The organism is Sphingomonas sp. BK481 (assembly GCF_014194875.1).
Taxonomy (GTDB): domain Bacteria; phylum Pseudomonadota; class Alphaproteobacteria; order Sphingomonadales; family Sphingomonadaceae; genus Sphingomonas; species Sphingomonas aerolata.
Genome location: NZ_JACIAP010000001.1, coordinates 404,422 through 415,858 on the forward strand (window position 1 = coordinate 404,422; position 11,437 = coordinate 415,858).

Genomic DNA, 11,437 nt, shown 5'->3' on the forward strand with positions numbered 1-11,437 from the left:
TACGGGCCTTCGACTTCGCTCAGTCCCTACTCAGGACGAACGGGTGGTGGGCAATAAGCGCTGCCTAGCCTTTCGCATTCGGGCTCGCCAGCCTAGATCAGCCGCATGGCCACGCCCCCCGTCACCGAACTGACCGACCGCGCGCGCGATATTTTTCGTGCGGTCGTCGACAGCTATCTCGCCAGCGGCACGCCGGTGGGGTCGAAGACGATCGCGCAGCTGGCCGGGCTCAGCCTGTCGCCCGCCTCGATTCGCGGGGTGATGGGGGAGCTGGAGGGGCTGGGACTGCTCGCCAGCCCACATACGAGCGCGGGGCGGATGCCGACCGATCGCGGCCTGCGGCTGTTCGTCGACGGGATGATGCAAGCGATGGAGCCGTCATTCGAGGAACGTCAGACAATCGAGGCGCGCGCCGGCGTCGGCGGCCCGGTCGAGGATGCGCTCGCCGCCACGACGCTTGCGCTGTCGGGGCTTTCGGCGTGCGCGGGGCTGGTGATGGTGCCGAAGCGCGAGATGACGCTGCGCCAGATCGCGTTCGTCGCGCTGTCGCCCGATCAGGCGCTCGCGGTGCTGGTCAGCGAGGATGGCTCGGTCGAGAACCGGGTGATCGCGCTGCCCAAGGGCATGTCGCCGTCGACCCTGGTCGAGGCGGGCAATTACATGTCGGCGACGCTCGGCGGGCTGACGCTGGCCGAGGCGCGGCTGCGGATCGAGCGCGAGCTAGCGGACGGGCAGGCGGCGCTCGACGGTGCGGCGCGGATGCTGGTCGAGGGCGGGATCGCGGTGTGGAGCGAGGATGCGGATCGCCGCCCGGTGCTGATCGTGCGCGGGCAGGGGCGGTTGATCGATGCGGCCGCCGCCGCCGATCTCGACCGGGTCCGCGACCTGCTCGACGATCTCGAGGGAAAACAGGAGGTCGCATCGCTGCTCGACAGCGCGCGGGCGGGCGATTCGACGCGGATCTTCATCGGTGCGGAGACCAAATTATTCGCCCTGTCGGGCTCGTCGGTGATCGCGCGACCGTTCCGCGGATTGGACGGACGGGTGGTCGGCGTGGTGGGCGTGATCGGCCCCACGCGGTTGAACTATGCGCGCGTCGTGCCCATGGTGGATTTCACGGCTGCAACGCTCGCCCGGTTGATGGGTTGAGCCGGCCCAACTTATAGGGAAAACAATGTCCGATATCGATCAGAACACGCCTGCCGACCTGCGCGAAGAGACCGCCGAAGCCGCACCCGAAGTGGCCTCGAACGATCGCGTCGCCGAGCTGGAGAACCAGCTTGCCGAGGCCAAGCAGAATGTCCTCTATGCGCAGGCCGAGGTGCAGAACGTCCGCCGCCGCGCCGAGAAGGAAGCGCAGGACGCGCGCGCCTATGCCGCCACCGCGTTCGCGCGCGACGTGCTGTCGGTTGCTGACAACCTCGCCCGCGGCCTGTCGGCGATCCCGGCGGACCTGCGTGCGGACGACAAGATGAAGGGCCTCGTCACCGGGCTCGAAGCCACCGGTCGCGAGCTGGAGAGCGTGTTCCAGCGCCACGGCATCACCAAGATCGCTGCCGAGGGCCAGATGCTCGACCCGAACAAGCATCAGGCGATGCTGGAGATTCCAAGCGATCAGCCGGCCGGCACGATCGTCCAGGAAATGCAGGCGGGCTACATGATCAAGGATCGCCTGCTGCGGCCTGCGATGGTGGGCGTCGCCAAGGCGGGGTGAGCCTGTCGGCCTGGTGTTCTCCCGCGAAGGCGGGAGCCCAGGGTTTCAAACGCTGTCGCCTGTAAGCCTGGGCCCCCGCCTTCGCGGGGGAACGGCTCGCGACGGCGCCCAACTTTCTGCCTCGCCGGGGTGACAACATGAACGAGAATCTGACCACCGATCGCGAGACGTTCGTCACGCATCTCGAATGTTCGATCACCGGCGAACGCTATGAGGCGGACCAGCTTCATGGCCTTTCGCGTGCGGGCAGGCCGTTGCTCGTGCGCTACGACCTCGACGCGGTGCGTTCGGCGATTTCGCGCGACACGATCGAGGCGCGGCCAACCGATCTGTGGCGGTGGCGCGAGCTGCTGCCCGTGCGGCAGACGTCCAATATCGTCAGCCTCGGCGAGATCGAGACGCCGCTGGTGCCGATCCTCAAGTCCGGTGGCCCCAACGTCCTCGTGAAGGACGAAGGGCGTCTGCCGACCGGCAGCTTCAAGGCGCGCGGGTTGGTCATGGCGGTGGCAATGGCGAAGGAGCTCGGCGTCACCAGGATCGCGATGCCGACCAACGGCAATGCGGGCGCCGCGCTGGCCGCCTACGCCACGCGTTGCGGCATCGAGACGATCGTGCTCTGTCCCGACGACACGCCCGAGATCAACGTCCGCGAGATCGCGATGCAGGGCGCGCGCGTCTGGCGCGTCAACGGGCTGATCGACGATTGCGGCGCGATCGTCGGCAAGGGCGCCGCCGAGGGGCGCTGGTTCGATTTCTCGACGCTGAAGGAGCCCTATCGAATCGAGGGCAAGAAGACGATGGGGCTGGAACTGGCCGCGCAGTTCGGCTGGAAATTGCCCGATGCGATCTTCTACCCGACCGGTGGCGGCACCGGCCTGATTGGCATGTGGAAGGCGTTCGACGAGCTCGAGCAGCTCGGCTGGATTGGCTCCGAGCGACCCAAGATGTTTGCGGTGCAGGCGAGCGGCTGTGCGCCGATCGTCCGCGCGTTCGAAGCGGGCGAGGAGCATGCCGAGCGCTGGGAGGATGCGAGCACCGTCGCGGCGGGCATTCGTGTGCCCAAGGCGGTCGGCGACTTCCTGATCCTGCGCGCGGTCCGCGAGAGCGGCGGGCAGGCGATGGCGGTCGGCGATCCCGCGATCCTCAAGGCGGTCGAGGCTGCCGCGAAGCAGGACGGCCTGCTGCTGTGCCCGGAAGGCGGCGCGACGCTTGCGGCCTACACCCATGCGCTGAACACCGGTCTGGTCGACGAAGACGACCGCGTCGTACTTTTTAATTGTGCGACCGGGCTGAAATATCCGATGCCCGAAGCGCCGCAAGCGCTTGATAGAACACAAGCTATCGATTTCGACGCATTGTAGGATGGGAATCGCCACCGGCGCGACTGTCCTTCCGGTGGTTGATATTAATCCATGTTATCTGCAACGGGGCGCCCTTCATCACGAAAAGGGCGGAAATGCAGAAGATTCTTCAGGTCGTGTGTGTCGTGCTGGTCGCGGCGGCGGTCATGTTCGGCGGGCGATGGTACATGTATGTCGCGCGCGGCAAGACCCCGTATGACGAGGTCGGCATTGCGCTGAACGGCTATGCGCCCGCGCCGCTGCGCGCTTGGGGCTGTCACAAGATGCAGGAACGGTTCCTCGGGCAGTTGCCGCCTTATGGCTGTGCGGGACCGGATGGGCGCAGCTGGCTCTGATATCGCCCTAGCCCACGTCATCCCAGCGTTCGCTGGGGTGACGGTTTGGGGAGGGGCGGACTAGGCCGACACCCGCGGCTTGAACGGAAGCAGCGTCTCGTACTGCGCGAGCGGCGGGGCGCCTGCGACCGTCGCGCCGGCACGCAGCAGGAAGGCGTGGCGGACGATTTCGCCCTGCTGCTCGATACCGTAGCGGTGCAGAGCGACGCCGGGGCGCAGCGCATAGTCGTAGCGGCACCAGGGATGCCGTACGAGCGGGAGGAAGATGCCGCGCTGGTGCTGCCAGATATGCGTCATCTCGTGGATGAACAGCCCTTGCAACGTCAGATGGGCATGCGCGAAATCGTCGCACCACAGATCGCCCTTGGGGTGGAAATGGATACATCCGCGCGGCGCCATCACCGTGTCGCGCGGCTGGAAGAAGGCCCATTTGCGGCGTGCCAGACGCACCGGCGCATAGTCGATCGCATCGCCGAAGACCGACGCCGCGAGCCGCGTCTCGGCCGGGGTCAGCGCTCGCGTCGACCGATCGCGAACGCTCACTTGGTTCCGGTGTCGCCGGCGGCGACGACGGCTGCGTTCTGCAGGATTCTGGTGCCGTCGGCGAAGGTGAGGGTGAAGGTGATGGTGCGTTCACCGGGCTTGATCCCGGGATTTACGTCGAACAGCATCACGTGACGGCCGCCCGGCGCGAACACGACATCGGTCTTGGCCGGGATCTCGACGCGCGCGATCGGTTTCATTGACGACACGCCGCCGGCCGACATGCTCTCGTGCATCTCGCTCCGGATCGCGACATCGGTGGTGACGTTGATCAGCGTCGCATCGCTCGGCCCGCCATGGATCGTGAAATAGCCTGCTGCCGGTCCACCCTTGACCGCAGCTAGCCGGACCCACGCCTTCTCGACGGACAGCTGTTGCGGCTGTGCACAGGCCGCCACCCCGACCAGGGCCGTCACGGCAAAAATACCACGCATCGTCATCATCGCCACTTCATACCCCTCTTGCGATCTCTACGAGCCGTACAATCTTGCGGCAAGCGCGAGCCAACCTATATCGCGCCCATCAATCGAAAGGTTCCACTGCCGTAACGGGGTGGAGCCCGAGACTTTTTTACGATGTGTGAGGGGCTATTTAAACTCATGGCTAAAGTAATCGGTATCGATCTCGGCACGACCAACAGCTGCGTTTCCGTCATGGAAGGCGGCAAGCCCAAGGTCATCGAGAATTCCGAAGGCGCGCGCACCACGCCGTCGATCGTCGCATTCGCCAAGGACGGCGAGCGACTGGTCGGCCAGCCGGCCAAGCGCCAGGCAGTGACCAACGGCGACAACACCATCTTTGCGGTGAAGCGCCTGATCGGCCGTCGTTTCGACGATCCGATCACCAAGAAGGACACCGAGCTGGTCCCGTACAAGATCTCGCGCGGGCCGAACGGCGACGCATGGGTCTCGGCCGGCGGCAAGGATTACTCGCCCTCGCAGATCTCGGCGTTCACGCTGCAGAAGATGAAGGAAACCGCGGAGTCGTATCTCGGCGAGACGGTCACGCAGGCGGTCATCACCGTTCCCGCCTACTTCAACGACGCGCAGCGCCAGGCGACCAAGGACGCCGGCCAGATCGCCGGCCTCGAAGTGTTGCGCATCATCAACGAGCCGACCGCGGCGGCGCTGGCTTACGGCCTCGACAAGCAGGACGGCAAGACGATCGCGGTCTACGATCTCGGCGGCGGCACGTTCGACATCTCGATCCTCGAGATCGGCGACGGCGTGTTCGAGGTGAAGGCGACCAACGGCGACACCTTCCTCGGCGGTGAGGATTTCGACAACAAGATCGTCCAGTTTCTCGCCGACGAGTTCAAGAAGGCAGAGGGCATCGACCTCGCCAAGGACAAGCTGGCGCTGCAGCGTCTGAAGGAAGCGGCCGAGAAGGCGAAGATCGAGCTCAGCTCGGCGCAGTCGACCGAGGTCAACCTGCCCTTCATCACCGCGGACCAGAACGGCCCGAAGCATCTGGTGAAGTCGATCACCCGCGCCGATCTGGAGCGGATGGTCGAGGACCTGGTCAAGCGGACGCTCGACCCCTGCAAGAAGGCACTCGCTGACGCCGGTCTGAAGGCCGACGACATCTCCGAGGTCGTGCTGGTCGGCGGCATGACGCGCATGCCGCGCGTCCGTGAAGTCGTGAAGCAGTTCTTCGGCAAGGAGCCGCACACCGGCGTCAACCCGGACGAGGTCGTGGCCATGGGCGCCGCGATCCAGGCCGGCGTGCTGCAGGGCGACGTCAAGGACGTGCTTCTGCTCGACGTGACGCCGCTGTCGCTCGGCATCGAGACGCTGGGTGGCGTGTTCACCCGGATGATCGATCGCAACACGACGATCCCGACCAAGAAGTCGCAGACCTATTCGACCGCGGACGACAACCAGGGCGCGGTGACGATCCGCGTGTTCCAGGGCGAGCGCGAGATGGCGGCCGACAACAAGATGCTCGGCAATTTCGATCTCGTCGGGATCCCGCCAGCACCGCGCGGCGTGCCGCAGATCGAGGTCACGTTCGACATCGACGCCAACGGCCTCGTCAGCGTCTCGGCCAAGGACAAGGGCACCGGCAAGGAGCAGCAAATCCGCATCCAGGCCTCGGGTGGTCTTTCGGACAGCGACATCGACCAGATGGTCCGCGATGCCGAGACCTTCGCCGAGGAGGACAAGAAGCGTCGTGCGGGCGCCGAGGCGAAGAACAACGCCGAGAGCCTGATCCACACGACCGAGCGTCAGCTTGCCGATAATGGCGACAAGGTCGACGACGCGCTCAAGACCGAGATCCAGGCCGCGATCGACGCGACCAAGGCAGCGGTCGAGGGCGGCGATGCGGATGCGATGACCGAGAAGAGCACCGCGCTCGCCCAGGTCGCGATGAAGCTCGGCCAGGCGATCTACGAGAAGCAGGCTCAGGCGGACGCTTCGCCTTCGGCTGACGGTGATGCGGCGAAGAAGGACGACGACGTCGTCGACGCCGAATTCTCGGAAGTCGACGACAACCCGAAGGCGTAACTGAAACTCCCTCTCCCCAGGGTCTCATGAAAGTAATATTTTCATGGGTGCCCGGTCGGGGAGAGGGCCGGGGTGAGGGGCAGTTCCGCGTGCTGTTGTCCGGAATAACTCCTCACCCAACCCTCTCCCCGGAGGGGAGAGGGCTAAGAGGGCCGCTATGAGTACCCAGACAGACTATTACGAACTGCTCGAGATCGAGCGGACCGCGGATGCGGGGACGATCAAGTCGTCCTACCGCAAGCTCGCGATGAAATATCACCCGGACAAGAATGCCGGTTGCAAGGATTCCGAGGCCCAGTTCAAGGCGGTCAGCGAGGCGTATGACTGCCTCAAGGATCCCCAGAAGCGTGCGGCCTATGATCGCTTCGGCCATGCCGCGTTCCAGAATGGCGGCGGCGGCGGTCATGGCGGCGGCGCGCAGGATTTCGGCGGCTTCAGCGACATTTTCGAAAGCGTCTTCGGCGAATTCATGGGTGGCGCGCAGCGCGGCGGTGGTGGCCGGTCATCGGCACGGCGCGGCGCCGACCTGCGCTACGACATGGAAGTCAGCCTGGAAGAGGCGTTCCATGGCAAGGCAACCGAGATCACCGTCGATGTCTCGGCCGTGTGCGACACCTGCGACGGGTCGGGCGCGAAGGCCGGTACGCGGGCCAAGACCTGCCAGCATTGCGGCGGTCACGGCAAGGTCCGCGCGCAGCAGGGCTTCTTTGTGGTTGAGCGCGCCTGCCCGGTCTGCAACGGCGCGGGTCAGGTGATCGCCGATCCATGCCCCGATTGCCGCGGCGAGGGCCGGGTCGAGAAGACCAAGACGCTCAGCATCAACGTGCCGCCCGGTGTCGATGAAGGCACGCGGATCCGGATGACGGGCGAGGGCGAGGCCGGCGCGCGCGGTGCACCGGCGGGCGATCTCTATATCTTCCTCCACGTCACCAAGCATAATCTGTTCGAGCGCGAGGGTACGACGCTGTTCGCACGCGCACCGATCAGCTTCACGGTCGCGGCGCTCGGCGGATCGCTGTCGATCCCCGGCCTCGACGGGCGCACGCATGAGGTGAAGATCCCGGCGGGTATCCAGTCGGGCAAGCAGCTCCGTCAGCGCGGTGCCGGCATGCCGGTGTTGCAGGGGCGCGGTCATGGCGATCTGGTCGTGCAGATCGACGTCGAGACCCCGACCCGCCTGTCGAACCGGCAGAAGGAACTGCTCGAAATGTTCCGCGAGACCGAGACCGGCGACGAATGCCCCGACAGTCAGGGGTTCTTCGCCAAGCTGAAGGGCGTCTTTGCTGCGGAATAGGCCGCGCTGCTTGGCGGGGTGACAGGGGGATGGTGTGGCGGCGATCGGTCTGACTTTTCTCGCTTGCTGGCTGCTGATGATAGCCGCGCCCATGATCCCCCTGTCGCGGTCCCTCCGCGCGCTTCTGGTCGAGGCGCCGGTCAGGCGGGTAGCGCGGCTTACGCGCGGCGACGTCGCGGTCGGTCTGGTGCTGATTGCGGCAGCGTGCGTCATGATGTTCGCCGACGACGGCGACAGGGTCCGGGTTGCCATGATGGGCGCGCCCGACATCGCGATCTGGCTGACATCGTTCGAAGTGTCGGCGTATCTGGACGTGGCGATTGGGTTGATCGGCGCGGTGTCGAGCCTGCGGATCCGGGGTTTGCCGGCTCGGCTGGCGGCGGTTCTACGACGTGGGCGGCCGGTGGGTGCAAACCGCCGTGCGATACGCGTGCGCAAACCCGACGCGCCTAGTGGCGCCAACGATGACGATCATCGACGGGGTTTAGCGCTAGCAGCCTGAAGGCGGGAGCCTGCGACCCTAGCCGCGCCCCTCCTTGGAGGGGCGGGCGGGCCGATGGATCAGAGGGTGGAAATGACCACCCCGACCACCAGCGCTTGAGCCGCGATCGCCAGCATCGAGCTGGTCACGGTTTCGAACATGCGCATGGGTAGGTCTCCGATGCCGGAGTAATATCCGGCATCGGCGATATGGCGATAGTTGCGAGTTGTCGCAATTTTGTAACATGAAATCGTAATTGCGTTGCGTGCACTTTGGTGGGTTTCGCAGCGTCCCCTCATCCACCCACCGTCATCCTGACGAACGTCGGGACCCAGAGTACCAGACGCTACTGTGCGTGGCCCTGGGTCCTGACGTTCGTCAGGATGACGGGTGGGGGCTAATGCCGTGCCGTTAAGCCGCGCCGAACACCCGGGCGAAGATCGTGTCGACGTGCTTCAGGTGATAGCCGAGGTCGAACTTGTCCTCGAGCTCGGCATCGCTCAGCGTCACTTCCGGATCGGCCTTGAGCAGGTCGAGCAGCGAGAGTGCGCCGTCCGAATCCCACACCTTCATCGCGTTGCGCTGGACGAGGCGATAGGCGTCCTCGCGGCTCACCCCCGCCTGCGTCAGCGCGAGGAGGACGCGCTGCGAATGGACGAGCCCGCCCATCTTGTTGAGATTCTTCTCCATCCGTGCCGGATAGACGACGAGCTTGTCCATCACCCCGGTGAGCCGCGCGAGCGCGAAGTCGAGCGTGATCGTCGCGTCGGGGCCGATATAGCGCTCGACCGACGAGTGCGAGATGTCGCGCTCATGCCATAGCGCGACATTCTCGAGCGCGGGGGTGACATAGCCGCGGACCATGCGCGCGAGGCCGGTCAGGTTCTCGGTCAGCACCGGGTTGCGCTTGTGCGGCATCGCCGACGAGCCCTTCTGGCCGGGCGAGAAATATTCTTCCGCCTCGAGCACTTCGGTGCGCTGGAGATGGCGGATCTCGGTCGCGAGCCGTTCGATCGAGCTGGCGATCACGCCCAATGTCGCGAAGAACATCGCATGGCGATCGCGCGGGATGACCTGGGTCGAGACGGGCTCGACCGACAGGCCGAGCTTGCCCGCGACATAGTCCTCGACGAACGGGTCGATGTTGGCAAACGTGCCCACCGCGCCCGAGATCGCGCAGGTCGCGACGTCGGCGCGCGCCGCCACCAGCCGAGCGCGGTTGCGCGCGAACTCGGCATGCGCCTGCGCCATCTTGAGGCCGAAGGTGACGGGCTCGGCATGGATGCCGTGGCTGCGGCCGATCGTCGGCGTCATCTTGTGCTCGCGCGCGCGGCGTTCGAGCACGACCAGCAGCGCGTCGAGGTCGGCGATCAGGATGTCGCTCGCCTTGGCCAGCTGGACCGCGAGGCAGGTGTCGAGCACGTCGGACGAGGTCATGCCCTGGTGCATGAAGCGCGCCTCGGGGCCGACATGCTCGGCGACGTTGGTCAGGAAGGCGATGACGTCATGCTTGGTCTCGCGCTCGATCTCGTCAATCCGGTCGACTTCGAACGCGCCCTTTTCCCAGATCGCGGCTGCGGCCTCTTTCGGCACGACGCCGAGTTCGGCGAGCGCGTCGGTGGCGTGCGCCTCGATTTCGAACCAGATCTTGAAGCGCGCTTCGGGCGTCCAGATCGCGACCATGTCGGGGCGGGAATAGCGGGGGACCATCGGGATTTCCTGTGGCTGGGGAGAGGAAGCGCGACGCGCGCCCCGGCGGGACCCACGGCGGCGATCGGTCGCGCGGTAGCAGGCCGGACGGCAAGGTTCAAACCCAACCCCGGGGGATCGGGCGATGCCGGCGGAACCATCAACAGCAGTCATGCATTGGTTGCGCCTACTATCCGAACGAACGACCTTCGCGACTGGGAAGTTGCCATGAAGGTCGCAGCAGGAGAGAAGACATGCTGAAATTCACTCTACTTATCGGTGCGATCGCGCTTGCGACGCCGACATCCGCGCAGACCATGCCCGGCGGCACGCCCAACTCACAGGCGCAGCCCATGGCACAGACGGAACCTTCGCCGCAGTTGCCGTCATCTTCGACGATGCAGGGCAATCCTGCGGGAGCGACTGCGCAGCAGCCCGTGACGGGGGCGCAGGTGGCACAGGTCGTCGATGCGGAATTTCCGGGATATGACAAGAATGGCGACAATCTGCTGAGCACGTCCGAATTCGGTACCTGGATGGTCGCGCTGAAGACGCAGTCGGACCCGACCACGGTCGCGGCCGCGCTCGAGACGCGCAAATGGGTCGATGGTGCGTTCGCGCAGGCGGATGCCGACAAGAACAAGATGCTGACCAAGACCGAGCTGACCAGGTTCCTGACCCAGGCCGGCTGAACCACGCGCGGGCGGATCCTCGCGACCTCAAGGCCGCTGGCTGACCCCGGCGGCCTTTTCGTGTCATGCGTCTGTCAGATCAGTCCCTGCGCGCGGAGGCTCACATGCCCGGCGGTGCCGATGACGATGTGGTCGTGTACGGCGACTCCCAGCCGCTTGCCCGCCTCCGCGATCGTGCGGGTAATCTCGATGTCCGCGCGACTGGGGGAGGGGTCGCCGCTGGGATGATTGTGGACAAGGATGATCGAGGCCGAGCCGAGATCGATCGCGCGGCGGATCACCTCGCGGACATAGACCGCGGCCTGGTCGATCGAGCCCTCGCTCATCACCTCGTCGCGGATCAGCATGTTACGCGTGTTGAGATGCAGGACGCGGAACCGCTCGATGGCGTGGTGGGCCATGTCCGCACGTAGATAGTCGAGCAGCGCCTGCCAGTTGGCGAGCACCGGCCGCTCGCCGACGCGCGCCTGCAACAGGCGAAGCGCGGCGGCGTGCGCGATCTTGACCGCGGCGGTCGAAATCTCGCCCATGCCATCGACACGCGCGAGCGCCGCCGGATCGGCGGTCAGCACCCCACCAATGCCCCCGAATTCGCGCATCAGCGCCTTGGCGAGCGCCTTGGTGTCGGCACGGGGAATCGCGACGGCGAGGAGATATTCGATCAGCTCGTGATCGAGCAGCGCCTCTCCACCGCCCTCGAACAGCCGCTTGCGCAGCCGCGCCCGGTGCCCCTTGCGCTCGTCGACTATATCGTCTGCCCCCGCCATGGCCGGATGCTAGCACATCCAGCCGCAATTGCATGACGCCCCCGCTACCGCCTA

At 65.8% G+C, this 11,437-nt stretch carries 13 protein-coding genes; 8 read left to right on the forward strand and 5 right to left on the reverse strand.

The annotated features are described in order from the left end of the window. Positions 1-105: 105 nt before the first annotated feature. The 4 genes from hrcA (at position 106) to FHY04_RS01850 (ending at position 3,410) form a co-directional block, all read left to right on the forward strand. On the forward strand, positions 106-1,149 hold the full coding sequence (gene hrcA, locus FHY04_RS01835; RefSeq protein ID WP_183935201.1) for a heat-inducible transcriptional repressor HrcA: 1,044 nt from the start codon (positions 106-108) through the stop codon (positions 1,147-1,149). A gap of 25 nt (positions 1,150-1,174) precedes the next feature. Continuing rightward, positions 1,175-1,714: a nucleotide exchange factor GrpE gene (gene grpE / locus FHY04_RS01840; RefSeq protein WP_031394645.1), complete on the forward strand. Its 540-nt coding sequence runs from the start codon at positions 1,175-1,177 to the stop codon at positions 1,712-1,714. A 137-nt stretch (positions 1,715-1,851) separates the two neighbouring features. Further along, the gene (locus tag FHY04_RS01845; RefSeq protein WP_183935202.1) at positions 1,852-3,075 is read left to right on the forward strand and encodes a threonine synthase; all 1,224 of its coding nucleotides are present in this window, start codon (positions 1,852-1,854) and stop codon (positions 3,073-3,075) included. Between the two features lie 95 nt (positions 3,076-3,170). Beyond that, the gene (locus tag FHY04_RS01850) at positions 3,171-3,410 is read left to right on the forward strand and encodes a hypothetical protein (RefSeq protein ID WP_183935203.1); all 240 of its coding nucleotides are present in this window, start codon (positions 3,171-3,173) and stop codon (positions 3,408-3,410) included. A 60-nt stretch (positions 3,411-3,470) separates the two neighbouring features. Here the strand turns inward: FHY04_RS01850 and FHY04_RS01855 are convergent, their stop codons facing one another. Together FHY04_RS01855 and FHY04_RS01860 are read right to left on the reverse strand one after the other, a co-directional pair. Beyond that, a complete protein-coding gene (locus FHY04_RS01855) occupies positions 3,471-3,953 on the reverse strand; it encodes a vgr related protein (protein WP_159511693.1) in 483 nt (160 codons plus the stop codon). Continuing rightward, the gene (locus FHY04_RS01860) at positions 3,950-4,396 is read right to left on the reverse strand and encodes a copper chaperone PCu(A)C (RefSeq protein WP_311723580.1); all 447 of its coding nucleotides are present in this window, start codon (positions 4,394-4,396) and stop codon (positions 3,950-3,952) included. Before FHY04_RS01860 ends, FHY04_RS01855 begins: the two co-directional genes overlap by 4 nt. A gap of 156 nt (positions 4,397-4,552) precedes the next feature. On the opposite strand from FHY04_RS01860, the gene dnaK reads away from it, so the two are divergent. From dnaK to FHY04_RS01875, 3 genes are all read left to right on the forward strand, one after another. Continuing rightward, positions 4,553-6,460, forward strand: a complete 1,908-nt coding sequence (gene dnaK / locus FHY04_RS01865) for a molecular chaperone DnaK (RefSeq protein ID WP_166747549.1) — start codon at positions 4,553-4,555, stop codon at positions 6,458-6,460. Between the two features lie 157 nt (positions 6,461-6,617). Continuing rightward, positions 6,618-7,754, forward strand: a complete 1,137-nt coding sequence (gene dnaJ / locus FHY04_RS01870; RefSeq protein ID WP_031394651.1) for a molecular chaperone DnaJ — start codon at positions 6,618-6,620, stop codon at positions 7,752-7,754. Between the two features lie 91 nt (positions 7,755-7,845). Next, complete coding sequence (locus FHY04_RS01875; RefSeq protein WP_221211591.1) at positions 7,846-8,256, forward strand: hypothetical protein; 411 nt, start codon at positions 7,846-7,848, stop codon at positions 8,254-8,256. Between the two features lie 59 nt (positions 8,257-8,315). On the opposite strand, the gene FHY04_RS01880 is transcribed toward FHY04_RS01875, so the two are convergent. Then, complete coding sequence (locus FHY04_RS01880) at positions 8,316-8,534, reverse strand: hypothetical protein (protein WP_183935205.1); 219 nt, start codon at positions 8,532-8,534, stop codon at positions 8,316-8,318. Between the two features lie 112 nt (positions 8,535-8,646). Continuing rightward, entirely contained in the window at positions 8,647-9,945 is a 1,299-nt protein-coding gene (gene purB, locus FHY04_RS01885) for an adenylosuccinate lyase (protein ID WP_031441496.1), read from the reverse strand. Positions 9,946-10,178: 233 nt separating this feature from the next. On the opposite strand from purB, the gene FHY04_RS01890 reads away from it, so the two are divergent. Beyond that, positions 10,179-10,616: an EF-hand domain-containing protein gene (locus tag FHY04_RS01890; RefSeq protein ID WP_183935206.1), complete on the forward strand. Its 438-nt coding sequence runs from the start codon at positions 10,179-10,181 to the stop codon at positions 10,614-10,616. Positions 10,617-10,690: 74 nt separating this feature from the next. Here the strand turns inward: FHY04_RS01890 and radC are convergent, their stop codons facing one another. Continuing rightward, positions 10,691-11,383, reverse strand: a complete 693-nt coding sequence (gene radC, locus FHY04_RS01895) for a RadC family protein (protein ID WP_031394655.1) — start codon at positions 11,381-11,383, stop codon at positions 10,691-10,693. Positions 11,384-11,437: the final 54 nt, after the last annotated feature.